Origin of the sequence: Streptomyces sp. N35, from assembly GCF_016464295.1 — a bacterium.
In the GTDB taxonomy this organism is placed as follows: Bacteria; Actinomycetota; Actinomycetes; order Streptomycetales; family Streptomycetaceae; genus Streptomyces.
In genome coordinates, this window is record NZ_JAEIMH010000008.1 from 98563 (window position 1) to 121997 (window position 23435).

At 70.6% G+C, this 23435-nt stretch carries 19 protein-coding genes; 6 read left to right on the plus strand and 13 right to left on the minus strand.

The window, feature by feature from the left end:
* Nucleotides 1-47: 47 nt before the first annotated feature.
* Nucleotides 48-905 carry a SigB/SigF/SigG family RNA polymerase sigma factor gene (locus tag JAO81_RS06945; protein ID WP_199546880.1) on the minus strand — a complete coding sequence of 286 codons (858 nt, stop codon included), beginning with the start codon at nt 903-905 and terminating at the stop codon, nt 48-50.
* Nucleotides 906-1206: 301 nt separating this feature from the next.
* On the opposite strand from JAO81_RS06945, the gene JAO81_RS06950 reads away from it, so the two are divergent.
* Both JAO81_RS06950 and JAO81_RS06955 read left to right on the plus strand, forming a co-directional pair.
* A complete protein-coding gene (locus JAO81_RS06950) occupies nt 1207-1428 on the plus strand; it encodes a DUF5133 domain-containing protein (RefSeq protein ID WP_374194264.1) in 222 nt (73 codons plus the stop codon).
* A gap of 74 nt (nt 1429-1502) precedes the next feature.
* Entirely contained in the window at nt 1503-1943 is a 441-nt protein-coding gene (locus tag JAO81_RS06955; protein ID WP_199546882.1) for an SRPBCC family protein, read from the plus strand.
* 38 nt (nt 1944-1981) lie between these two features.
* Here the strand turns inward: JAO81_RS06955 and JAO81_RS06960 are convergent, their stop codons facing one another.
* From JAO81_RS06960 to JAO81_RS06980, 5 genes are all read right to left on the minus strand, one after another.
* Complete coding sequence (locus JAO81_RS06960) at nt 1982-3187, minus strand: PP2C family protein-serine/threonine phosphatase (protein WP_307813199.1); 1206 nt, start codon at nt 3185-3187, stop codon at nt 1982-1984.
* A gap of 190 nt (nt 3188-3377) precedes the next feature.
* Complete coding sequence (locus tag JAO81_RS06965) at nt 3378-4472, minus strand: glutamate--cysteine ligase (protein ID WP_199546883.1); 1095 nt, start codon at nt 4470-4472, stop codon at nt 3378-3380.
* 48 nt (nt 4473-4520) lie between these two features.
* Nucleotides 4521-5816, minus strand: coding sequence for an ABC transporter substrate-binding protein (locus JAO81_RS06970; RefSeq protein ID WP_199546884.1), 1296 nt, complete (start codon nt 5814-5816; stop codon nt 4521-4523).
* Nucleotides 5816-6649, minus strand: coding sequence for a carbohydrate ABC transporter permease (locus tag JAO81_RS06975; protein ID WP_199546885.1), 834 nt, complete (start codon nt 6647-6649; stop codon nt 5816-5818). Before JAO81_RS06975 ends, JAO81_RS06970 begins: the two co-directional genes overlap by 1 nt.
* Nucleotides 6650-6651: 2 nt before the next feature.
* Nucleotides 6652-7572 (minus strand): carbohydrate ABC transporter permease, encoded by a 921-nt coding sequence (locus JAO81_RS06980; protein WP_199546932.1) that lies wholly within the window; start codon nt 7570-7572, stop codon nt 6652-6654.
* 208 nt (nt 7573-7780) lie between these two features.
* On the opposite strand from JAO81_RS06980, the gene JAO81_RS06985 reads away from it, so the two are divergent.
* The gene (locus JAO81_RS06985; RefSeq protein ID WP_199546886.1) at nt 7781-8644 is read left to right on the plus strand and encodes a phosphotransferase enzyme family protein; all 864 of its coding nucleotides are present in this window, start codon (nt 7781-7783) and stop codon (nt 8642-8644) included.
* Between the two features lie 72 nt (nt 8645-8716).
* Here the strand turns inward: JAO81_RS06985 and JAO81_RS06990 are convergent, their stop codons facing one another.
* The 5 genes from JAO81_RS06990 to JAO81_RS07010 all read right to left on the minus strand — a co-directional run bounded on the left by JAO81_RS06990 (nt 8717) and on the right by JAO81_RS07010 (nt 14772).
* Nucleotides 8717-10000: an MFS transporter gene (locus JAO81_RS06990; RefSeq protein ID WP_199546887.1), complete on the minus strand. Its 1284-nt coding sequence runs from the start codon at nt 9998-10000 to the stop codon at nt 8717-8719.
* Between the two features lie 225 nt (nt 10001-10225).
* A complete protein-coding gene (locus JAO81_RS06995; RefSeq protein WP_199546888.1) occupies nt 10226-10951 on the minus strand; it encodes a 3'-5' exonuclease in 726 nt (241 codons plus the stop codon).
* A gap of 203 nt (nt 10952-11154) precedes the next feature.
* Nucleotides 11155-12405: an SAV2148 family HEPN domain-containing protein gene (locus JAO81_RS07000; RefSeq protein ID WP_199546889.1), complete on the minus strand. Its 1251-nt coding sequence runs from the start codon at nt 12403-12405 to the stop codon at nt 11155-11157.
* Between the two features lie 148 nt (nt 12406-12553).
* A complete protein-coding gene (locus JAO81_RS07005; protein WP_199546890.1) occupies nt 12554-13903 on the minus strand; it encodes a copper amine oxidase in 1350 nt (449 codons plus the stop codon).
* A gap of 89 nt (nt 13904-13992) precedes the next feature.
* A complete protein-coding gene (locus JAO81_RS07010) occupies nt 13993-14772 on the minus strand; it encodes a Tat pathway signal sequence domain protein (RefSeq protein ID WP_233415013.1) in 780 nt (259 codons plus the stop codon).
* Between the two features lie 186 nt (nt 14773-14958).
* On the opposite strand from JAO81_RS07010, the gene glgX reads away from it, so the two are divergent.
* The gene (gene glgX / locus JAO81_RS07015) at nt 14959-17079 is read left to right on the plus strand and encodes a glycogen debranching protein GlgX (protein ID WP_199546892.1); all 2121 of its coding nucleotides are present in this window, start codon (nt 14959-14961) and stop codon (nt 17077-17079) included.
* Here glgX and JAO81_RS07020 read toward each other — a convergent pair.
* A complete protein-coding gene (locus tag JAO81_RS07020; RefSeq protein WP_199546893.1) occupies nt 17054-18316 on the minus strand; it encodes an MFS transporter in 1263 nt (420 codons plus the stop codon). The genes glgX and JAO81_RS07020 overlap by 26 nt on opposite strands.
* Nucleotides 18317-18397: 81 nt before the next feature.
* On the opposite strand from JAO81_RS07020, the gene treY reads away from it, so the two are divergent.
* Entirely contained in the window at nt 18398-20812 is a 2415-nt protein-coding gene (gene treY / locus JAO81_RS07025) for a malto-oligosyltrehalose synthase (protein WP_199546894.1), read from the plus strand.
* 22 nt (nt 20813-20834) lie between these two features.
* On the opposite strand, the gene JAO81_RS07030 is transcribed toward treY, so the two are convergent.
* Entirely contained in the window at nt 20835-21725 is an 891-nt protein-coding gene (locus JAO81_RS07030) for a LysR family transcriptional regulator (protein WP_199546895.1), read from the minus strand.
* Nucleotides 21726-21837: 112 nt separating this feature from the next.
* Here JAO81_RS07030 and lpdA point away from each other — a divergent pair, with 112 nt between their 5' ends.
* Nucleotides 21838-23280, plus strand: a complete 1443-nt coding sequence (gene lpdA / locus JAO81_RS07035) for a dihydrolipoyl dehydrogenase (RefSeq protein ID WP_199546896.1) — start codon at nt 21838-21840, stop codon at nt 23278-23280.
* The last annotated feature ends 155 nt before the right edge of the window (nt 23281-23435 follow it).

The window sequence follows — 23435 nt, forward strand, 5'->3', positions numbered from 1 at the left end:
GCCGCTCCGAACGCCCGTAATGCCGGAGCGGCGCCGCCACGACGTCCTCATGCGGCGCGGGGCAGATCCGGCTCGTCGGCGCCGAGGGCCTGGGCGCGGACCTTGGCACAGCTGCGCGTGATGAGCCGGGACACATGCATCTGGGAGATGTCCAGCTGATCGGCGATGGCCTGCTGCGTCTTGTCCTCGAAGAAGCGCAGATACAGGATCGTGCGCTCGCGCTCGGGCAGCTTCGCAAGCCCCTCCTTCGCCGCCTCGCGGTCGATCACGGTGTCATAGGCGGGGTCGGGGTCACCGAGCGCGTCGGCAAGGCTGAAGCCGTCGTCGGCCGAGGACAACTGGGCGTCCAAGGACAGCGTGCTGTGGCTGTGCAGCGCCTGCATGCCCTCCTTCACCTCGTCCTCGGTGAGGCCGAGGTGTTCCGCGATCTCCTCGATCTGCGGCTCACCGGCGCCGGGCAGCTGGGAGAGTTCACGGTGCGCGCCGCGGATGCGGTTTCGCAGTTCCTGTACGCGGCGCGGGACGCGCAGCGCCCAGGACCGGTCCCGGAAGTGCCGCTTGATCTCACCGGTAATGGTGGGCACCGCGTAACTCTCGAACGCGCCGCGACTCGGCTCGTAATGGTCGATCGCCTTGACCAGGCCCAGTGCGGCAACCTGGCGCAGATCGTCGAGTTCCTCGCCGCGCCGGCCGAAACGCCCCGCGATGCGGTGGGCCATCGGCAGCCAGGCCTCGGCGAGTTCTTCCTTCAAGAGCTCACGCTCCGGCCCCTCGTCGAGGGCGACGAGCCGCACGAACTGCGCGGCGGTATCCGGTGCGTCATCGTGCGGGTGACGCACGCGTCGAGAGGTGGACGAGGTGGCGTGGCCGGGGCGGTTGTTCGTGGTGTGAGTATGCGCAGACATACGAATCCCTTCGCCGTGGAGTCATCGGGCTCGACCGCAGTGAGGGGCCGTTCGTCAGGCCGCCGTACATCCGGAACCGGACAGACCGCCCCTGCGGTTGCGCCTCCGGTCCGAAGCACGAGGACTCGCATGCCCCTGCCCTCCGCCGCCAAACGGACAAGTTCTCAACGGGGATATTCACCGGCCACGCGCCGCGGCGCCTCGCCCCGGGAATGCATGGCCGAGGTCATCCCGGGAACACGGGGGACCGGAAGCGACGGGCCCGTTCGGGCGGAAAGACAGTTGGGGGAGTTCGATGTTGATGGCGCACCCGGCCGTGCTGCTCGACCTGATGGACGAGTACGCGGCGCTGAAGATCCTCGAAGCCGAGAAGGGGGCCCCTCAGGTGCAACGGAGACTGGAGGACGTGGCGTACACCCTGTGTATCGCCACGGGCACCCGGGATGTCGACATGGCCCTGATCGCGGCCCGGCACCGTCTGTCGGGTGCGCGTACGGGCGACGACTCGCTGGCCGGCGCCTGACCCGCACGCACCTCACAGGCACCTCACACGCACCTCACACGCACCTCGTACGTACGAAGGAGGAGGAGTAACTCATGTCGTCCTCGCTGCTCGAAGCCGTCGACGTCGAAGCGCCCGTCTCGGTGAGCTGGGCGCTGTGGAAGGACGTCGAACGCTGGCCTTCCTTCCTCAGCCATGTGAAACACGTCAAGCGCATCGACCCGAGCACCTTCGCCTGGCAGCTCTCGTTGCCCGGCGCGGACAAGGAGTTCGTGGCGCAACTCGCCGAGGTCGTGCCCGAGGAGCGCATCGCCTGGCACACGACCCAGGGCGTGGAGCACGCGGGCGTGGTCACCTTCCACCGGCTCAGTGATACGCGCAGCCGCGTGACGCTGCAGGTCGAGTACGACCCGAAGGGCTTCGTGGAGTATCTGGGCGCCCTGACGAACCTCGACAAGGCCTTGGCCAATTACGACTTGGGCCAGTTCAAGAACATGGCGGAGCGCGAAGCCGCGCGCGGCGGCGGATCCGCCTGAGACGTCACGGCACCCGAGACCTCAAACCGCCTGGGACCTCACGTCAGCGGAGGGTTCCACTCGAGCAGCAGGATCGTGGCATCGTCGCGGAGCCTGTTCTCGGAGGCGTCGAGCACCGAGTGGATCAGACGGCGCAGCGTCTCCGGGGCGGGCTCCCCGGTGGAGGCGGCGTGGATCACCGCCTGCGCGAAGCGATGGGCGCCGAACTCGGCGCCGTCGGCGAGACGGGCCTCGGTGATGCCGTCGGTGTGCAGCAGCACGCGGTCCCCCGGCTCGAGCGCGATCTGGTGGACCGTCCGGGGAGCGTCCGTGAGCAGAGCGGGCAGCCCCATCGGGACGTCCGGTTCGCGCTCCATGGCCTCGGAGACAAGACGCTGGCCGCGCACCAGAAGCGGCGGCGGATGCCCGCAGTTGATCCAGCGCAGCGCTCCCGTGGCCAGGTCCAGCTGGGCCAGGACGGCGGTGCAGAACTGGTCGGGCAGCCACTCGCCGAGCGCCGTGTCCACGGCGGTCGTCAGCTCGTTCAGATCCGAGCCGGTCCGCCGCGCGTTGCGGCACGCGGCCACCGTGACGGTGGCGGTGAGGCCCGAGGACAGATCGTGGCCCATCGCGTCCACGACGGCGGCGTGCAGGGTGGTCGGGGTCAGCGCATGGTCGTACGCGTCGCCGCCGATCTCGTACGCGGGCTCCATCACCGCGGTGGAGACGATCCGCGGCGTGCCGATGGTGCGGGGCGGCAGCAGGGCGCGGAGCATCTCCGCCGGCAGCCCCATGGGCTCGGTCCGTGTGCGCTGCACCACGGAGTCCTTGTAGGCGCGCTTCGAGGTGATCACCGGGGCGAGCAGGGCGGCCAGGGCCCGGCAGCGCACCAGGAACGACGGGTCCATGGCCGGAGCCGAGGCGGACAGCACGCCGAGCCGCTCGGCCCCGTCGATCAGCGGCAGCCAGACCGTGATCGCGCGGTCGCCCTCCTCGATGTGCAGGTCCTGCTTCCGGTACGCCCACCCGCCGGCGGAGTCGTCGACGGCCAGCGGCTCCGCCGGAGACCCGAGCGGAATCAGCCGGCGCTGCTGCAGATCGGCCAGATACGCCTGGACAGGCGCCAGGTCCAGGGCCTCGGCCGCCAAGGTCACGACCATGGCCAGGTCGAGCTCCGCGATATGACCGCCGGCGAGAAACCCGGTCAGCCGGGCATCGAGGCCGTCCGTGCCCTCCGCGTCCTGCGCGTCCTGCGCTGCCGTCACGCCGCCGCTCCCGTGTCGGTACTGCCGGGTCGTCCAGGCAGCTCACTGCCTTCTCGCAGTGTCACACCGGCTCGCCGTGCGGTCGTGTTCGTCCCGGCCGGTGGAGTGACCGGCCGGGCAGGTCAGGCACAGGCTTGACGCTGAGTGATCACACGTGGCGTACGGCTCATCGGCGGGCCGTAGGAACGCTTCACACACCGCGGGCGGTGCGCCGTACGCACTCGTCGACGATCTCCCGCAGACTGCCGCCGCGCTCGAAGACGGCGCGCTGGACGCGGGCTCCGTTGCCGTCGCGCAGCAGCCGGTCGAGCAGCGAGCGGGCCGTCTCCACGTCGCCGGAGTCCTCGAGTGCGGGACGCACGTGGTCGAAGAGCGCCTCCGCCACGGACCGGGCCGGGGCGGGCTCCATCGACAGCGGATGCACGAGCCTGTCCTCGAGACCCGACCGCGCCGCGCGCCAGCAGGCCAGCCGGAGCAGGGACACGGAGTGCGGTTCAGGGGCCTCGCCCGCGCGCCACTGCCGGGCGGCCGTCTCGACGAGCCCCCGTACGAGCATGGCGAGCAGCACCGTCACGGACGGTTCGAGGCAGACATCGGCGATGCGCACCTCGACGGTCGGGTAGGTGTCCGAGAGCCGGGCGTCGAAATAGACCATCCCTTTGTCCAGGAGGGTGCCCGTGGCGACCATGGCGCGGGTCTGCTCGTGATAGGCGGCCGCGTCGTCGAAGAGCTCCACCGGTCCGGCCGAGGGCCAGCGCCCCCACACCCGGCTGCGGTAGCTGTGGTAGTCGGTGTCCTGCCCCTGCCAGAAAGGGGAGTTGGCGCTCAGGGCGAGCAGCACGGACAGCCAGGGACGGATGCGGTTGAGCACCGCCACGCCCTCCTCGTCGGACTCCACGAAGACATGGACGTGGCAGCCGCAGGTGAGCTGTTCCTGTGTGGTGAGGCCGAACTGCTCCTCCAGCCATTGGTAGCGCGGTCCCGTGCCCACATCAGGGCTCACCGGAAGGGGTGAGGTGGCGAGCGCGGCGACGGCACCGCCCAGTGCCTCGGCGTGCTGGGCCGCCTCCTTGCGCCACTGGACGATCTCGCGGGCGAGATCGTCCATCCCCTCCTGGGGGCTGGTGGCGAACTCCAGTTGCTGACGGTGAAGTTCCGCCTCGAAGGCGTCATCGGGGCCTCCGTCGCGGGACGCCATCGCCATCACCGCGGTGGACAGCGCCCTGGGCTCCCCGCTCTCCCGGTCGACGAGCAGCAGCTCCTCTTCCACCCCGACACTGCGCATACGGACCATCCCTCGGCGTATCGGCCCCTCGACGGATCGGGAGCGCGGCTATCTCTGGTAGCGCCTGAGTACCAGGTTTCCGTCCTTCACAATCCGCTTCTCCAACTCGGCCGCGTCGATCGCCCCGCTGTAGTACTCCTGCAGTGCGGGCGTGGCCACCTTGTCCTTCCACTCGGGATAGCCGCGTACGGACTGAGCGGGGGCCGAGGTCAGATGCGAGGCGAGGGCAGTGCCCGTCGCCCAGCCGTCCTTCTCGGCGTGCAGCGCGGGTGCCTTCAGGGCCTCGGTGCCGGTGGGCAGCATCCAGTCGCCCTTGGCCAGGCGCACCATGTTGTCCGGCTGCAGCAGGAAGTCGATGAACTCCATCGCCTCCTTCTTGTGCTCGGTGTCCTCGGAGATCGACAGGGTCTGCGGCGAGACGCCCTGCGTGAGTCCGTCGGCGCCGGCGGGTGCGGGCAGCACCTGCCACTCGAAGCCGTCCGGCGCCTGCTGGACGATCTGCTGGCGGTACGAGAAGCCGAGCGGCACCATCGCGTACTTGCCGCCGAAGAAGCCGGGCAGGGTGTCCGAGCCGCCCATGCCGAGCGTCGTACTCGACGCGCTGTGGTCGGTGTTGACCTGGTCGTGGATCGTGCCCGGCACGACCCCGTCGCCCTCCTCGAAGCGGATGTCCACCTTGCCGTCGGACTCCCGGTGGAAGAGCCTGCCACCCGCGGAGAGCGAGAGGTTGAGGGTGGCGGAGACCGGCTCCTTCAGGGGCCAGGCGACGCCGTACTTGCCGTCGCCGCTCAACTCCTTGGTGATCCGGCGGAATTCGTCCCAGGTCCAGGGCTTGTCCGGGGTCGGGATCCGTACACCGGACTCCTTGAGCCACTTGGCGTTCGCCATGATGACCCGCGGTTCCTGGAGGAACGGAACGCCGTAGATCCCCTCGTCGAAGGTCGTCGTGTCCCAGCTGTTCCGCGGGATGTCGGACTTGAGGCGCGCGGGGATCAGCTCGGTCAGATCGGTGAGATAGCCGCCGTACGCGAAGTCCGCGAGGTCGTCGGAGGCGTCGTGGATGATGTCCGGCGCCTCACCGCCCTCGAAGGAGGTGAGCAGCTGGTCGTGGACGCTGTCCCAGCTGCCCTGGATGTACTTGACCTGGACGTCGGGGTGGGCGGCGTTCCACTCCTTCACCAGTTCCTTGTTCACCTCGACGGACTCGGCCTGCCAGGCGAGGGACTGGAACTGGAGGGTGATCTTCCCGTCCTTGTCGGGGGCGTCGCCGCTGCAGCCGGTGAGCACCACCATGAGCACGGCGACGAGCAGACCGAGCGTCTTGAACGCCCTCACGGAGCACATCAGCTCTTCACCGCCCCTGCGAGCATGCCGCCCGTGATCCGCTTCTGGATGATCGCGAAGATCACCAGCGAGGGGATGGTGGCGAGGAACGCGGCGGCGGCGAGCGGGCCGAGGTCGGCCACGCCCTCCGAGCCGATGAAGCGGTTCAGGATGACCGGCAAGGTCTGCTTCTCCGGGGTCTTGAGCAGGACGAGCGCGAAGAAGAACTCGTTCCACGCCGTGATGAACGCGAACATCGCCGTGGCCACGATGCCGGGCGCGAGCAGCGGTGCGACCACCGAGACGAACGTCCGCAGCTTGCTCGCGCCGTCGACCGCCGCGGCCTCTTCGAGTTCGGTCGGCACGGCCCGTACGTAGCCGACGAGCATCCAGAGCGCGAAGGGCAGCGACCACACCACGTACACCATGATCAGGCCGGGCAGGGCGTTGATCAGATGCAGATTCTTCAGGATCAGGAACAGCGGGATGATGATGAGCACGAACGGGAACGCCTGGCTCACCACGACCCAGCCGGTCGCCGCCGTGGAAAGGCGGCTCCGGTGGCGGGCCATCACATACGCCATCGGTGTCGCGATCACCACCGCGACCAGGGCCGCGCTCAGCGCCACGATCAGGGAGTTGAGAGCTGCCTGGAACAGCGGCTGTTCGTCGAAGGCCTGCCGGAAGTTCTGCAGGGTGGGGTTCTCGGGGATCCACGTCGGATCCAGACTCCCCAGCTCCTTGGCCGGCTTGAACGCCGTGGAGATCAGCCACAGGAACGGGAAGGCCAGGAAGACGAGATAGGCGAGCAGGGCCACGTACTGCGCGGCGCGTGCGGATTTCTTTGTACGCATGACTACTCGTCGCCTCCCTTCAGACGGCCGACCAGATAGAACGCGAGGATCACCGAGATCACCGCGACCATGACGCAGCCCATCGCCGCGGCATAGCCGAACTGCCCGTACCGGAAGGCCTCTTCGTACGCGAAGAGCATCGGCAGGCGGGTGCGGCCGCCCGGGCCGCCCTGGGTGAGGACATAGACCAGGGCGAACGAGTTGAAGTTCCAGATGAAGTTGAGCGCCGAGATGGCGAGCGCGATCGGTTTGATCGCCGGCCAGGTGACCGTGCGGAAGCGGCGCCAGGCGCCGGCGCCGTCCATCGCGGCCGCTTCATGGAGCTCGCGCGGGGTGTTCTGCAGTCCCGCGAGCAGCGCGACCGTGGTCTGCGGCATGCCCGCCCAGATCCCGACGACGATCACCGCGAACAGCGCGGTCGCCGTGCCCGTCAGCCAGTCACGGCCTTCGCCCAGACCCAGGCTGGAGAGCGTCTCGTTGAGTACGCCCGCGTCGGGGTGGTAGACGAGCCGCCACATGATGCCGACGACGACCTCGGGCATCGCCCACGGAATGATCGCCAACGCCCGGGCCAGCCAGCGGAAGCGCAGATTCTGGTTGAGCAGCAGCGCCAGGCCGAGCGCGAGGAAGAACTGCGGAACGGTGACGCCGACCGCCCAGAGCAGACCGATGCGGAACGAGTCCCAGAAGAGGGTGTCGTGCAGCAGGTCCTGGAAGTTGAGCAGCCCGATCCACTGGGTGGGTTCGGTACGTCCTGACTGGGAGTCGGTGAACGCGAGCGCGATGCCGTAGAGCAGCGGCCCGACGCTAAGGACCAGAATCGGAATCAGCGCCGGCAGGACCAGGAACCAGGCTCCGTGGTCGGCCGGTCTGCGCGAGGGCGCATTCTTCGCTGACCGCTTCGACTTCGTCGCGGTCGCCAATGTCACGGAATCGGCTCCTTCGGGCGGGTACGTAGCGGTACGGCCGCCCTGGCGGCCCTGGTCATCGTGCTGACGTGGACCTGATACGTCAAGCGACCTCGCAGGAGATACGCGGTGTGCGAATGCAAGACTGATCCCGATCGCGGGCCCGGACCGGAGGCGGAACGGCACCGCGGCGGGTGCGAACGGAACGGTACGGAGGCGGCGGATGGACGAGGCAAGGGCACGTCAGGTGCTCGACGGAGTGGGGCTCACCGGGGATGCGCGGCTGCTCTCGCTCGGTGAGAACGCGGTGTTCGCACTCGGTGATCTCGTCGCCAAGGTCGGCCGTTCGGCCCCCGGTCTGATCGAACGGGCCGGCCACGAGGTGAAGATCGCCGAGTGGCTCGCGGAGTCGGGGGTGCCGGCAGTGCGGGCCGCCGAGCCCAAGCCCCGTGTGTGCGAGGGGCATCCGGTCACGGTGTGGCACCGGCTCGGCGCGCCGGTGCGGCCCGCGGAGCCGGCGGATCTCGCCGGCCTGATCCGGCTCGTGCATCAACTCCCCTCCCCTCCCGCGGAGTCCTTCGTGCTGCCGCGCCGTGAACTGCTCGGCGGGGTCAACCGCTGGCTGCGCCTTGCCGGTGACGCGATCGATCCGGCGGATGTGGAGTTTCTGCGCGCGCGGCGGGCCGCCTTCTCGGATGAGGTCAGGCAGCTGACGCCGCATCTGCCCAAGGGCCCGATCCACGGCGATGCGCTGCCGCGCAATGTGCTGGTCACGGCGGACGGACCCGTACTCGTGGACCTGGAGACGTTCTCGTCCGACTTCCGCGAGCACGATCTTGTGGTGATGGCGCTGTCCCGCGACCGGTACGGACTCGACCCCGCCGCGTATGACTCCTTTGTCCGGGTCTACGAGTGGGATGTCCGGGAGTGGGACGGGTGTGCGGTGCTGCGGGGGGCGCGGGAGACGGCGAGCTGCGCGTGGGTGGCGCAGCACGCGCCCACCAACCCGAAGGCGCTGGCGGAGTTCGAGCGGCGGGTGGCCTCCTTGCGGGACGGGGATCCGGCGGTGCGCTGGTATCCGTTCTGAGCCGCGCGCCCCACGCGGCCGCGCGCCCCACGCGAGGGTGCGAGAGAGGCACTCGCGCGCGGGGCGAACGGGCTACACCCGTTCGGGGGCAGGGACCGCGCGCCTTTCAGGGGCGGGGGCCGCGCGTCGCAGGCCCCGGACCGGGCGGGTGGCGACGAGTGCCACCGCGCACCCGGTGCTCATCAGGGCGGCGAGCAACAGCAGTTCGTGCACGCCCAGGACCGAGCTTGCGGGTCCGGAGACCACCTGGCCGAGCGGGATCGCGAGGATCGACCCCGCGATCTCGTACGCGGAGATCCGGTTGAGCTTGTCCCCCGGGACCTGGGTCTGCACGGTCGTCGCCCACTGCACACCCCAGTACGCCCAGCCGGCACCGCTCAGCGCGTAACCGAGGAACACCGTCGGCAGCGAGATGTCCGGGGCGAGCCCCGCGGCGAGCGGCATCAGCGGGAACAGGAACATCGCCACCGCCCCGCCGAGCAGCGGCCGCGCGGGGCGGATCCTGATCGCGACCAGGCCGCCGAGCACGCATCCGGCGCCGAACGCGCCCTCGGCGTATCCGAAGGCGGCGCTCCCGTGTTCTCCGGTGATCGAGGCCGCGCCGAGCGGTGTGACCGGACCCCAGACGAACACGCCGAGCACCCACCAGATGAGGATCACCGCCCACAGCCAGGATCTGGAGCGGAACTCCTGCCAGCCCTCGCGCAGGTTCTCCAGGGTCGAGGCGGAACGGTCGACGGTGAACGCCCCGAGCCGCAGCGCGAGCAGGCACAGACCGCTCGCCCCGAACGTGCCCGCGGTCACCGCGAACGCCCACACCGGGGAGAAGGCCGCGAGGAGTCCCGCGAGTGCGGGCCCCGCCATGGTCGAGATGCCCTGCGCCACGCGCAGCACCCCGTTGGCCTTCTGAGCATCGGCGGCGACCTGCGGGACAAGGCCGTTCACGCCCGGCTGGAACATCGCGGTGGCCAGACCGCCGAGCGCCGTCACCCCGATCAGGAACCCCAGCCCCGGCCGCCCCGAGGCGAAGGCCACGGCCGTCGCGCCGATCAGGGCGCAGCGCACCGCGTCCGCCCCGATCATCAGCGGCCGCGGGTGGATCCGGTCCGCGAGCACCCCGCCGAAGACGACGAACAACGCGAACGCCCCCATCCAGGCGCCCAGCGCATACCCGACCGCGCTCACGCCGTACCCGAGGGCCAGCATCGCCACCGACAGCGCGACGGGCAGCATCGCGTCACCGAGCAACGAGGCGATGCGGGCGGTGAAGTAGAGCGTGAAGTTACGGGTCCACAACGGCGGTACGGGAGGCAGCGGTTCGCTCGTCGCGTACGCCGCCCGGGTCGTCTCCGTCATCGCGGACCACCGTGCGCATGCCGTACGGCTCTCGGCACGCTCTCCACCCCAGCACGACCCACGGGTCCCACACCCCACCCCAAGACAAGCGATCGACACGGCTCCTACCGAGCCTCGGCACCGCTCATGTTGACCTTGACCCCGCCCCGGGAGCAAGGTCTATACCACCGGCGAGCCCCGCCGCCCCGGGCCCGCCTCGCCCCTCCGCTCCCCGGACCGAGGGCTTCACACGCCGGAGTTGATATCGAGCTCCCTCAAGGGCCAGCTCGCCTCCACCACCGCCGACGCGTCCCCCTTCGCCCGCAGGAATTCCTGGAAGTCCGCCGCCCACTCCGCGTACCAGACGATCTGCTGACGGTGCAGCGCGGCCGGGCCGAGGGTGGCGATCTTCGGGTAGCGGTCGGCTATCGCGCCCGCGAGACGGGCCGCGGCGAGGGCGTCGGCCGTCGCATTGTGCGCGTCGTCGAGCACGATCCCGTACTCGGTGCAGACCGCCTCCAGATTGCGCTTTCCTTTGCGATAGCGATCGGCTGTGCGGTCGATGATGTACGGGTCGATGACGGGCGCCGGCTCGCGCCCGCCCAGACGCTCCCGCAGCGAGGGCAGGCCGTGGCGCCGCAACTCGGCGGAGAGCAGGGTCAGATCGAAGGTCGCGTTGTACGCCACGACCGGGACGCCCGCGTCCCAGTACCCCACCAGGGCGCGGGCCAGCTGATCCGCGACCTCACCGGCCGGACGGCCTTCGGACGCAGCGCGCTCGTTGCTGATGCCGTGCACCGCGACCGCCTCGGCGGGGATCGGCACGCCCGGATCGGCGAGCCACTCCCTGCGCCCTATCGGCTTCCCGCCCCTGACCTCGATCAGCGCGCCGGTCACGATGCGCGCCTCGCGCGGGTCCGTGCCCGTGGTCTCGAGGTCGAAGCCGATCAGCAGCTCCTGGTGCCAGCCCATGCGTGGCGCCTCCTTCGTTGCGGTTCCCCCGTGTGGTCACACGATCGCATGCGGCACTGACAACGAGCTCCGCCCGGGGTCCGCTCCGGGGTGCGGCCCCGCGGCGCCCCGGGGGGCACGGGCCCCGGGGCTCACGACACCGGCCCGAGATCCCCGCCCCCGGGGCTCACCGCACCCGCCCGCGATCCCCCCGCCCCCGGAGCTCACGACACCGGCCGGGAGTCCGCCCACACCGACTCGAACTCTTCCCGGTACGTCTCGAAGAGACCGTGCTCCCCGCCCCGGGCCTCGTCCGCCTTGACCACCCGGGAGCCGCTGCGCAGCACCAGGACGGGCGCCTCCATGCCGCGCGCCCGGCGCAGATAGGACTGGATCACCGCGACCCCGTCCGCCCCGTCCCCGTCGACCATGTACGCGGTGAAGCGCGGGGTCTCGTCGAAGACATGGATCTCGAAGGCGCCCGGGTCGCGCAGACGCGAACGCACTCGTCGCATATGCAAAATGTTCATCTCGACGGAGCGGCTCAACTCGCCCCGCTTCAGCCCCAGTTCGCGCTCGCGCCGTTTCACCGCGCTGCTCGCCGGGTTCAGGAAGAGCAGCCGCACCCGGCCGCCCGCCTCCGCGAGGCGCATCAGCCGGCGGCCCGAGAAGTTCTGCACCAGGAGATTGAGCCCTATGCCGATCGCGTCGAGGCGGCGGGCGCCGCCGAAGAGATCCTCGGCCGGGAACTGCCGCAGCAGCCGGACCCGGTCCGGATGCACCCCCACCACATCCGCGTACCGGTCCCCGACGATGTCCTCCACCGCGTCCACCGGCAGCCGGCGCGCGGACGGCACCTCCGCGTCCCCGCCCAGTATCTCGAGCAACCGGGAGGAAGCCCGTTCGGCCTGCGCGAGCACCGTCTCCGACAGGGCGCGGTTGCGGGAGACCACATTGCGCGTGACCTCCAGCTCGTCCAGGGCGAGCTCCACATCACGCCGGTCGTCGAAGTACGGCTCGAAGCAGGGCCAGTGCTGCACCATCAGCTCGCGCAGCTGCGGCAGCGTAAGGAAACTCAGCACGTTGTCGTCGGCCGGGTCCAGCAAGTAGCCCTTGCGGCGGCTCACTTCCCGTACGGCGACCGCCCGCTGTACCCACTCCTGTCCGGCGGGACCGGCGGCGGCCACGACCCAGTCGTCACCGTGGACGGGTTCGTAGATGGGGCGCAGGACGGCGGCGACCACGGCGCGCAGCCGCTGCTCGACCAGATTCAGCCAGATGTAGGCCCGCCCGGCGCGCTGTGCGCGGGTGCGCACCTCGCGCCAGGCGTCGGCGCCCCAGTTCAGTTCCGGTCCGATCTGGGAGCTCGTGTCCACAGGTCGTGCCAGGGACACCGCTGAGGGCGGGGTGTCCGTGGAGCCTCCCTCATCGCGACCCGAGTCGCCTGGGGGCAGCTCAAGACCTCCCGAGCTCACCCGTGCACCGCCTTCCGCTCCCCCTGGGGCCCTGTCGCGTTGACGAAACGGGCCTCCGGGCCGAGCAGCGCCCGGACCCCGTTCAACGATCAAGGAAGGGTACTCCGGGAGCGGCGGGCGGTGCAGCAGGATGGACAGGCTGCTTTTCTCAACTCCCTTGATCCGGCTGGCCGTTCTGATCCGCCATGTCCGCGGGAGTGAGCGGATTCATAGCGGTCACATCACGCGGGGCCAGCGAGAAGCCCTGCCAGTGCACCGGCATCGGCTGCTGGTCCTCGTCCCGCGCCACGTGATGGAAGCCCATGTTGACCCATACGATCGGGTGGGTGAGGGTCTGTCCGTTGACCCACTTGTCGACGCTCCTGCCGCCGCCCGCCCCGCAGTTCGGGATGTTGTCGCTCGCGAACTGCTCGCACTTCTTGTAGTTCGTGAAGAACACGTCGTGCTTGGTGAACGGACGCCCCGAGTACTTGGCCTGCGCGCCCGGCACGATCTCGTACGAACGGGCGTGGCCGTCCTTGTTCTTGCCGGCCGTGCTCACCACCCGCCACCAGCGCATCGTCCTGGCGTCCGCGGCCAGTTCCTTGGTCACCTCGGTGCGCGTGGTCTTGTTGGTCGGCGTGGAGCCGCCGCGCGCGGGCGGGCTGATCTTCGAGTCGTACTGCTCGACCTTCGCCTTCGGCGAGCCGTCCAGGCCGAAGTTGAGCCGCCAGAAGACATTGTGGCTGTGGCTCGTCGCATAGTCCTTGGCGCCCTTGCCGATGGGCCAGCCGCGGCCGTCGCCCGCGTCGTAGTCACCGGAGGAGAGCGAGCCGGTCGCGCCCACGTTGGCCTGGATGGTGCCGTCGTCCTGGAAACGCCACTCGGTGATGTACTCGTACCAGCCGACCTGGTTCACCGCGTACACCAGCAGGTCCTTGCCCTGCGCCTGGCGGATCTTGACGCCGCCGTTCTCCTGCACCTCGCTCATGCGGTACGCATGGCCGCGGGCCTTGGTGGTGACGCAGAGGCCCTTCACATTGGCCTGCTCCGGGTTCCAGGCCTCGGGGACCTTCACGGTCTTGATGGTGCCGCCCGGGCACTCCCCCGGGTTCATCGGCATCAGACCCTGCCCGAAGCCGGCGCCCGTGAGGTCGTCGTACTCCACCGAGCCGTCGTCGTAGGGGACATGGATCTGCGCGAGCTTGGCGGTGGTGAGGACCGGGATCGGGGCCGCCTCGCCCTTCGGCTGGTACGAGATCTTGTCGAGGACCAGGCCTGCCGCGGTCTCGTAGTGCCAGCACATCCGCCAGGTGGTGCCGCCGGACAGGGTCTGCTCGATGCGGTACGCGGCGCTGCAGTCGGCGGCCGGCGCGGGGGCCGCGGGGGTGCCGGCCGCGGGGTTCCCGGGTGCCGCGGCGTTGGCGGCCCCCGCCGCCAGTGCCGTGCCGCCGAGGACGGCGGCGGCGCTCAGGGCGGCGAACCGGCTACGCGCGCGGCGTGCTCTGTTCACGTGCATGGTGAAGTGCTCCCTCGTACAGAAGTGGGGGGTGGCTCCACGGCTCCGGCGCAACAGGCGCTCGGGGAGCCGGAGTTACGGCCACGTCGTCAGGAAAGGCGGCCCACCGAGCGCGAGCTCAGGTCGACGATCAGGTCACGGGCGTCGATCCAGGGCCCGTTGACCACCTTCGGGAAGAGGCGTACGCAGCGGTGCCTGCCGCACTCCCCCAGCGCACCCGGCGCGGGAGCCTCGGCGGCGGAACGGAAGATCATGCTGTGCACCTGCAGTTGGCCGGCCTCGGTCAGGGCCTTCCCGGTCGCGTCCTTGTAGTCCTTCTTGAGGTCCGCCGAGAGCGGGCTCTTCAGGAGCAGCTCGACCGCCTCGCGGTTCTCCTCGCGACTCGCCGGTGCCTGGACACCCTTCTGCGTGTCCGTGGCCACGACGTCACCGGCCGCCAGATCGACGGTCTTGGTGATGAGCGCGTCGGTCTTGTAGTCGTAGTACGTGAGCTCCGCGCGGCGCGGCACCGTCGCCCCGGCCGCCTCGACAGGGCTCAACTCACCGAGATTGGTGGCGAGATGCTGGACCCCGCGGTCCCCCTCGACATCGCGGCCCCCGGTCAGCTGGGCCGCACCCGAGGCGATCTGTTCGGCACGCCGCAGTTCGCCGTCGGTGAGCGGATCGCGCCCGACGCCCTTGTCGCCCTCCTCGGGGGCTTCCTCCACCTGCGCGGGCGGCAGCGCGGGAACTTCCTTCTGCTGTCCGGCCGTTGCGGCTCTGCCCGCCCCCGCCTCCGCGGTCCCCGGCAGTGTGATGCCGACCATCACCGCGGTCCCCGTGACCGCGACGGCCGCACCGGCCACCACCTTGCCAAGGTGGCGGTGCATGAGTGTGCGCACTGTTCCCCCTATGTCCTCAACTGCCTGCCCCTGTCCCCTTTGCGGGTGCAGACATTCCGAGTATGTGTGGTCGGCCTGTAGGACGGGGCGAATCGAGGGGTGGTTGCCTCACTATGGGGGAACTCTTCCCGAAGTCGCCTCAGGCCTCACGGCCGGAAGTGGAAGATTCGACCCATGCAGGTCTGGCCTGGACAGGCGTATCCGCTCGGCGCCACGTACGACGGCGCCGGGACCAATTTCGCGGTCTTCTCGGAGACCGCCGACCGCATCGAGCTCTGTCTGCTGCACGACGACGGCTCGGAGACCGCGGTGGAGCTGCGGGAGACCGACGCCTTTGTGCGGCATGCATATCTGCCCGGCATCATGCCCGGTCAGCGCTACGGGTTCCGTGCGCATGGCGCCTACGCACCCGAGCACGGGCAGCGCTGCAACTCGGCGAAGCTGCTGCTCGATCCGTACGCGCGGGCGATCAGCGGGCATATCGAGTGGGGCGAGGCGGTGTACGGCTACCACTTCGACGACCCCGAGCGGCGCAATGATCTGGACTCGGCACCGCACATGATGAGTTCGGTGGTGGTGAACCCGTACTTCGACTGGGGCGACGACCGGCCGCCGCGTACCGAGTACCACCAGACGGTGATCTACGAGGCCCATGTGAAGGGCCTGACGATGCTGCATCCGGCGGTTCCGGAGGAGGACCGCGGCACGTACGCGGCGCTCACGCATCCGGCGGTCATCGAGCATCTCACCGAACTGGGCGTCACCGCGCTCGAGTTGATGCCGGTGCACCAGTTCGTGAACGACCATCGTCTGGTCGACATGGGGCTGAGCAACTACTGGGGCTACAACACAATCGGTTTCTTCGCCCCGCACAACGCGTACGCCTCCTGGGGCGATCGCGGTCAGCAGGTCCTGGAGTTCAAGTCCGCGGTGCGGGCGCTGCACGAGGCGGGGATCGAGGTGATCCTCGACGTGGTCTACAACCACACGGCCGAGGGCAATCACCTGGGTCCGACGCTCTCGTTCCGCGGCCTAGACAACACCTCGTACTACCGCCTGACCGACGATCCGCAGTACTACATGGACACCACGGGCACCGGGAACTCGCTGCTCATGCGGTCGCCGCACGTCCTGCAGCTGATCATGGACTCGCTGCGGTACTGGGTCACCGAGATGCACGTGGACGGTTTCCGCTTCGATCTCGCGGCGACGCTGGCGCGGCAGTTCCACGAGGTGGACCGGCTCTCCTCGTTCTTCGATCTGGTGCAGCAGGACCCGGTGGTCAGTCAGGTGAAGCTGATCGCCGAGCCCTGGGACGTGGGCGAGGGCGGCTACCAGGTGGGGAACTTCCCGCCGCTGTGGACCGAGTGGAACGGCAAGTACCGCGACACCGTACGGGACTTGTGGCGCGGTGAGCCGCGGACGCTCGCCGAGTTCGCCTCGCGCCTGACGGGTTCCTCGGATCTCTACCAGGACGACGGGCGCCGCCCCCTGGCCTCGATCAACTTCGTGACCTGCCACGACGGTTTCACGCTGCATGATCTGGTCGCGTACAACGAGAAGCGCAACGAGGCCAACGGCGAGGACAACAACGACGGCGAGAGCCACAACCGCTCCTGGAACTGCGGAGTGGAGGGCGAGACCGACGACCCCGAGGTGCTCGCGCTGCGCGGCAGGCAGCTGCGGAACTTCATCGCCACGCTGCTGCTCTCGCAGGGTGTGCCGATGCTCAGTCACGGCGACGAGTTCGCGCGCACCCAGCACGGCAACAACAATGCGTACTGCCAGGACAGCGAGCTGGCCTGGGTGCACTGGCCGCAGGACGACGACGATGCCCTGCTGGCGTTCACGCGGGCGGCCGCCCGGCTCAGGCGCGAGCATCCGGTGTTCCGCAGGCGGCGCTTCTTCCATGGCCGTCCCGTGGAGGAACCGACCGGCTCACAAGGCGAGTTGACCGATATCGCCTGGTTCACCCCGGCGGGCGAGGTGATGCGTCAGCGCGACTGGGACCGCTCGCACGCCCGCGCCCTGTCGGTCTTCCTCAACGGCAACGCGATCTCCGAGCCGGGTGCGCGCGGTGAGCGCATCCAGGACGACTCGTTCCTGCTGATGTTCAACGCCGCGCCCGAGCCGGTCGAGTTCGTGGTGCCGCTGAACCATGGACGGCAGTGGCAGGTCGTGCTCGACACGTCCACCGAGGACGGGGTGCCGGGCGAGGACGGACCGAAGGTGCGGGCCGGCGACCGGCTCCGGCTCGCCGACCGCAGTATCACGGTGCTGCAGCGGCCGGCTTGAGGTCCTGCGCCTGTACGTCCGCACCGGACGGCTCCCGCACGGCGAGGGAGACGAGGAAGGCGCAGGCGGCGGCGGCGCTGCCGACGGCGAACGCCACGTGCGCCCCGTACGCCTCGGCGAGCCGTCCCGCGACGGCGAGCGTGACCGCCTGCCCGCCGACGAAGGCGCTGACCGCGAACGTCATGCCCTCGGAGAGCCGCTCCTTGGGCACGGCGCGCTCGGTCAGCCCGAATCCGGTGATCAGGTTCGGTGCGTAGATCGCGCCGAAGACCGTGACCACGAGATACAGCGCGGTCATGGAACCGGTCCAGATCAGCGGCAGCGAGAGGACGGCCGCGGCGGCCGTGGCGATGCGCCAGCGCAGCCGCAGCCCGAAGCGGGCGGGCAGCGCGGCCATGGACAGGCCGACCACGGCGCTCATCACGCCCATCGCCGCGTAGACCAGACCCGCCTGGCCCTCGTGTCCCAACTCCTGGGTGAGCGCGGTGATTCCGGCTCCGCACGCGCCCAGCAGGACGCCGAGGAGGACCAGGCCGGCGCGGACGACGTGGACCGACGGAGGCATCCGGCGTCGCGGTGGGGCGCCTGCACTCCGTAGGGTCAAAGGCACCGCACGAGCCGAGGGATGCAGCGCGAAGGCCGTCCCGCACCCGGCCACCAATAGGGCCGCCACGGCGAAGGCGTACGCGGGATGGCCGGCCACGGCCGCGATGCCGACGAGCGCGGGGCCGAGCACGAAGGACAGCTCGTCCATCGTGCCCTCCAGCGAGAGCGCCGTGTCGACAAGCCGGTCGTCCGCGCCCCGGCCGCGCGCGAGCGCCACGATGCGGGAGCGGGCCAGCGGTCCGATCCCGGGCTGGGTGGCACCCGCGAGCACACCGAGCGCGATCAGCGCGGGGGTCGGCAGGCCGGACAGCGCGGCCAGCGTGAACACGGTGATCGCGAGAGCGTTGACCAGCGCGAAGAGCAGCACCACGGGCCGCTGACCGCGCCGGTCGGCGAGCCGCCCGAGGTAGGGGCCCATGGCCACCTGGCCGAGCGCGAGAGCGCAGCCGACGGCGCCCGCGGTGCCCAGCGAGCCGCTGGTCTCGGCGACGAGCAGCACGCTGCCCATCTGGATGGTCGCGGTGGGGAGCCGCCCGAGGAACGAGACGGCCGGGAGCAGCGCCCCGGTCAGCCCGATCACCTGGCGATAAGCACCGAATGCCCCTTCTGAACCCCAACTCCCCTTGGTCATCGTCCGACGCTAGCCACGCCCGCCGAAGCGGGTGCATGAGCCGATGACACAAAAGCCGCGCAGCAGGGTACGTACGTTCGCATGACGACCGTGCCGTTCGCCGCCTCCGCCGGAACCTCGTTCGCCGCCCCTTCCGCCACGTACCGGCTGCAGCTGACCCCCGACTTCCCGTTCGCCGCCGCCGAGGCCGCCGTGCCCTATCTGGCGCGGCTCGGTGTCTCGCATCTGCATCTGTCGCCGGTGCTCGAGGCCGTGCCGGGATCGCTGCACGGCTATGACGTGACGGATCATTCCCGGGTACGGGAGGAACTGGGCGGCGAGGACGGGCTGCGGGCCTTGTCGGCGACCGCGCGGGCGCAGGGCCTCGGCCTGGTCCTGGACATCGTGCCCAACCACATGGCCGCGTCCGCCCGCCACAATCGCGCCCTGTGGGAGGTCCTGAAGGACGGCCCGCAGTCGCCGTACGCCCGCTGGTTCGACATCGACTGGCAGGCGGGCGGCGGTCAGGTGCTGCTGCCGGTGCTCGGCGGCCGGGTCGGGCGGGAGCTCGCGGACTTACGGGTGGACGGTGGCGTCCTGCGCTACCACGACCTGGAGTTCCCGCTCAGGGAAGGCACCGAGGACCGGCCGCTGCCCGAGCTGCTCGATGCGCAGTGGTACCGGCTCGCGTGGTGGCGGCTCGCGCGCACGGAGCTCAACTACCGCCGCTTCTTCACGATCTCCGATCTCATCGGGGTGCGGGTCGAGGACCCGGAGGTCTTCGACGCCACCCACGGCAAACTGCTCCAGCTGCTCGCCGAGGGCGTCGCGGAGGGCCTGCGCGTGGACCATCCCGACGGGCTCGCGGACCCCGGGGCGTATCTGCGGCGGCTGCACGAGGCGACGGGCGGACGCTGGACGGTCGTGGAGAAGATTCTCGCGGACGGTGAGCACCTGGAGGCGGGCTGGCCGGTCGCGGGCACGACCGGCTATGACGCGCTGCGGCATGTGGACGGGCTGTTCGTGGACCCCGCCGGCGCCGGTGAACTCCTGGGCCAGTACCGGCGGTTCACCGACGCTCCCGCCGACCGGGGCGGGCACTGGGAGGCGGCGGTGCGCCGGGCCGCGGACAAGGGGGGGACGCATGGACTGGCCGCCCGGGGCGGCCGTCTGGGGCGCGCGGTGCAGCGCTGCGCGACCACGCCCGGGCAGCGCGACCACGCGCCGTGGGCCCTGCGCACCGCGCTGCGCGAGCTCCTGGTGCGGATGCCGGTCTACCGTCCGTACGGGACCGGTGAGTCGGTACGCAGGGTGCTCACCGACGAGGCGGCCGCCGAGGCGCGCACCGCGTTCACCGTGCCCGATGAGGCCGACGCCGTCGACTGCGTACGGGAGTTGCTGCTCGATCCGGCCGGCGACGCCGCGCACACCGAGCTGCGGACACGGTTCGCGCAGACCGCTTCGGCGCTGCGCGCGAAGGCCGTCGAGGACACGGCCTGCTACCGCCACACCCCGCTGCTCTCCGCGGCGGAGGTCGGGGGCGATCCGGGGCGTCCGGCGATCGGTCCGGCCGAGTTCCATGGCTTCTGTACGCGGATGCAGCGCGACTGGCCGACGGGCGGCACCGCGCTCTCCACGCACGACACCAAACGCAGCGCCGATGTACGGCTGATCATCGCCCTGCTCTCCGAATGCCCGGACCGCTGGGCCGACTTGCTGGCCACCGTCACCGCCATGGCCGACGCGGCGCCCGCGCCCGACGCACAGCTGGCCTGGGCCGCCTGGCAGACGCTCTTCGGGATCGCCATCCCGCACCATGAGCGGATGCGGGCCGCCCTGCTCAAGCACGCGCGCGAGGCGGGTCTCTTCACGTCCTGGACGGAGCCCGATCCGGTGTACGAAGCGGCCGTCGAGGAATTCGTGGACGCCGGGCCGAGCGGGCCCGCGCTGTACATGGTCGCGGAGTTCGCCCGCCCGCTGTCGGACCACGCCTGCACGAACACGCTCGCCGCGGCCCTGATCCACCTGACGATGCCCGGGGTACCGGATCTGTATCAGGGCACGGAGCACCAGTATCTGGCGCTGGTGGACCCGGACAACCGGCGGCCGGTGACGTTCCAGGAGGACCGCTTCAAGGGGCCGGCCGTGGAGCGGGAGCGCTGGGATCTCGACCGGAAGAAGCTCTTCCTCACCATGACGGCCCTGCGGCTGCGGCGTGAACTCGTGGACTGTTACGGAGAGTTCGGCGGCTATGTGCCGCTCACCGCCGAAGGCCCCGCGGCCGAGCACTGCGTGGCCTTCGCGCGCACCGGGATCGCCTCGATGGCCATCACCGTCACGACCCGGCTTTCTCTGCGGCTCCTGGAGGCGGGCGGCTGGCGCGACACCGCACTGACCCTGCCGCCCGGGCGGTACGTGGACGCGCTCGCGTCCGACGAGCAGGTGCACGAAGGGCGGGTACGGCTGGCGGACGTGACCGGGCCGTGGGGGGTGGCGCTGCTCGTACCCCACACGTGACAGGTGCGCGGGCGGGCGCCTCTCACCGGGCGTGGACGGCGAGCACCTCCGTCACGGTCCGTACGAACGCACCGAGCACCCCGGCCGGCTCCGACCGTGTGAACACGGTCAGTTCACGCCGCCACGCCGGCTCCACCGACAGGACCGCACAGTCCTCGCCCACCGCTCCCCGTACGACATGGGCGGGCGCCGCCGCGATCCCGACGCCGGCCGCGGCCATCCGCACGGCCGTCGAGGTGTGCTCGGTCCATACGGCGGTACGAGGGGAGAAGCCGGCCTGTCCGCAGGCCCAGTCGAGGAAGCGCCGTCCGTGCACGACCGGTTCCATCGCGCACCGCACCCAGGCGAGGTCCGCCAGTTCGCCGAGCTCGACCTGGGTGCGGCCCGCCAGCCGGTCGTCGAAGGGCACGGCCAGGACGATCTCCTCCTCGCCCACGCCGGTGACGGCACCGGTCCAGTGGCCGGGCCGGGGACCGATCGCGAGGTCGGCGACGCCCCGTTCGACCTGCTCCTCCAGCTGCTCCGTCGTGCCGTACTCGTGCAGGAGCAGCCGTACGCCGGGGTGGGCGCGGTGCCAGCGGGCGAAGACCTCGGGCAGCAGGCCGACCGCGACGGCGTGCAGCGCGGCGATATGCAGCTCGCCGCCCTCCGCGCCGGCCGCCGCCCGGGCGGCGCGCTGGGCCTGGGCGGCGCTGCGGACGGCGAGTTCGGCGTGCGGCAGGAACGCCCGGCCCATCGGGGTCAGGCCCACGCCACGGGTCATCCGCTCCAGGAGCGCACCGCCCACCGACTTCTCCAGGGCCTTGATCTGGTGCGAGAGCGCGGGCTGGGTGACGTGCAGGAGCTCGGCGGCGCGGGTGAAGGACGACTCCTCCACCACCGTCAGGAAGTACTCCATCTGCCGAAGACTCATCGCCGACCACCCCCGCGCAGGAACCGCCGGCCCTCCCCATAAGCACCGTGCATGGATCCCACAAGAACATTGCCTTGGACGCGGATCAAGCCCCGGCAGCAGGCTATGGATCATGAACACCGCGACGGAAACACCCCAGGGCACGACGGCAGCACCCCAGGAAGCGGACGTCATCGTCATCGGCGGCGGCACCGGCGGCTACTCCACCGCACTGCGCGCCGCGCACCTCGGCCTCAGCGTCATCCTCGCCGAGCGCGACAAGGTCGGCGGCACCTGTCTGCACCGCGGCTGCATCCCCAGCAAGGCGATGCTGCACGCCGCCGAGCTCGTCGACTCGATCACGGAGGCGCGGGAGCGCTGGGGCCTCAAGGCGACCCTCGAGTCGGTGGACTGGGCGGCGCTCGTGGCGACCAGGGACGACATCGTGTCCCGCAACCACAAGGGCGTCGAGGCCCACCTCGGCCACGGAGGTGTCCATGTGGTGCGGGCGAGCGCCGAGTTGACCGGTCCGCGCACCGTGCGCGCCGGCGGCCGGACGTACACCGCGCGCCGCGGCGTCGTCCTGGCGACCGGTTCGCGGCCGCGTACGCTGCCGGGCCTCGAGCCGGACGGGCGGCGCGTGGTGACCAGCGACGACGCGCTGTTCGCGCCCGGACTTCCGCAGTCGGTGCTGATTCTCGGCGGGGGTGCGATCGGCGTCGAGTACGCCTCGTTCCACCGCTCCATGGGCGCCGAGGTCACCCTGATCGAGGCGGCCGACCGGCTCGTACCGCTGGAAGACGCCGATGTCAGCCGGCACTTGACGCGCGGCCTGAAGAAGCGCGGCATCGATGTGCAGACCGGTGCGCGCCTGGAAGGCGCCACCGTCCTCGACGACGGGGTACGCGCCACCGTCCGCACCCCCCGAGGTGAGCTGCGCACCCTCGAGGCCGAACGGCTCCTGATCGCCGTCGGCCGGGTCCCGGTCACCGACGGGCTGAACCTGGCGGCCGCCGGTCTGGTCACCGACGAGCGCGGTTTCGTCGCGCCCGCCGACTGGGACAGGCTCGAGACGTCCGTTCCCGGTATCCATGTCGTCGGTGATCTGCTGCCGCCGCCTTCGCTCGGCCTCGCGCACGCCTCGTTCGCCGAGGGGCTCCTGGTCGCCGAGACACTGGCCGGTCTGCCGTCACAGCCCGTCGACTACGCCGCCGTCCCCCGGGTCACGTACTCCGCACCGCAGACGGCCTCGGTCGGGCTCGGCGAGGCCGAGGCGCGGGCGCGCGGGCACGAAGTCGAGGTGAACACCCTGCCGTTGACGGCCGTGGCCAAGGGCATGGTGCACGGGCAGGGCGGCATGGTGAAGGTCGTGGCCGTCCGGGGAGGCGGGCAGGTGCTCGGAGTCCACCTGGTCGGACCGCATGTCTCGGAGATGATCGCGGAGAGCCAGCTGATCGTGGGCTGGGACGCCGAACCCGCTGATGTGGCCCGGCACATCCACGCCCATCCGACCCTCTCCGAAGCGGTCGGCGAAGCCTTCCTCACCCTCGCCGGACGCGGTCTGCATCAGCAGTAGGCACTCGGTGCCCCGGACGGTTCTCGGCCACCTTGACAGCAGGGTCGGCACATGGGGTACTGCGGGTGCGCACGCCGGGCGGACCAGGGCCCGTCCGGCGGATCAGGCCTGGTGCACGGTGGCCTGACAGTAGGCCTGCTCCGCCGGACAGGCCC

Excerpts from the sequence above, each read along its gene's own strand:
- JAO81_RS06965 (WP_199546883.1), bottom strand. The coding sequence starts at position 4,472 with ATGCGCAGTGTCGGGGTGGAAGAGGAGCTGCTGCTCGTCGACCGGGAG.
- JAO81_RS07030 (WP_199546895.1), bottom strand. The coding sequence starts at position 21,725 with ATGAGTCTTCGGCAGATGGAGTACTTCCTGACGGTGGTGGAGGAGTCG.
- JAO81_RS06970 (WP_199546884.1), bottom strand. The coding sequence starts at position 5,816 with ATGTGCTCCGTGAGGGCGTTCAAGACGCTCGGTCTGCTCGTCGCCGTG.
- JAO81_RS06985 (WP_199546886.1), top strand. The coding sequence starts at position 7,781 with ATGGACGAGGCAAGGGCACGTCAGGTGCTCGACGGAGTGGGGCTCACC.
- JAO81_RS06995 (WP_199546888.1), bottom strand. The coding sequence starts at position 10,951 with ATGGGCTGGCACCAGGAGCTGCTGATCGGCTTCGACCTCGAGACCACG.
- glgX (WP_199546892.1), top strand. The coding sequence starts at position 14,959 with ATGCAGGTCTGGCCTGGACAGGCGTATCCGCTCGGCGCCACGTACGAC.
- JAO81_RS06945 (WP_199546880.1), bottom strand. The coding sequence starts at position 905 with ATGTCTGCGCATACTCACACCACGAACAACCGCCCCGGCCACGCCACC.
- JAO81_RS06955 (WP_199546882.1), top strand. The coding sequence starts at position 1,503 with ATGTCGTCCTCGCTGCTCGAAGCCGTCGACGTCGAAGCGCCCGTCTCG.
- JAO81_RS07010 (WP_233415013.1), bottom strand. The coding sequence starts at position 14,772 with ATGCACCGCCACCTTGGCAAGGTGGTGGCCGGTGCGGCCGTCGCGGTC.
- JAO81_RS06950 (WP_374194264.1), top strand. The coding sequence starts at position 1,207 with ATGGCGCACCCGGCCGTGCTGCTCGACCTGATGGACGAGTACGCGGCG.
- JAO81_RS07020 (WP_199546893.1), bottom strand. The coding sequence starts at position 18,316 with ATGACCAAGGGGAGTTGGGGTTCAGAAGGGGCATTCGGTGCTTATCGC.
- lpdA (WP_199546896.1), top strand. The coding sequence starts at position 21,838 with ATGAACACCGCGACGGAAACACCCCAGGGCACGACGGCAGCACCCCAG.
- treY (WP_199546894.1), top strand. The coding sequence starts at position 18,398 with ATGACGACCGTGCCGTTCGCCGCCTCCGCCGGAACCTCGTTCGCCGCC.
- JAO81_RS06990 (WP_199546887.1), bottom strand. The coding sequence starts at position 10,000 with ATGACGGAGACGACCCGGGCGGCGTACGCGACGAGCGAACCGCTGCCT.
- JAO81_RS06975 (WP_199546885.1), bottom strand. The coding sequence starts at position 6,649 with ATGCGTACAAAGAAATCCGCACGCGCCGCGCAGTACGTGGCCCTGCTC.
- JAO81_RS07005 (WP_199546890.1), bottom strand. The coding sequence starts at position 13,903 with ATGCACGTGAACAGAGCACGCCGCGCGCGTAGCCGGTTCGCCGCCCTG.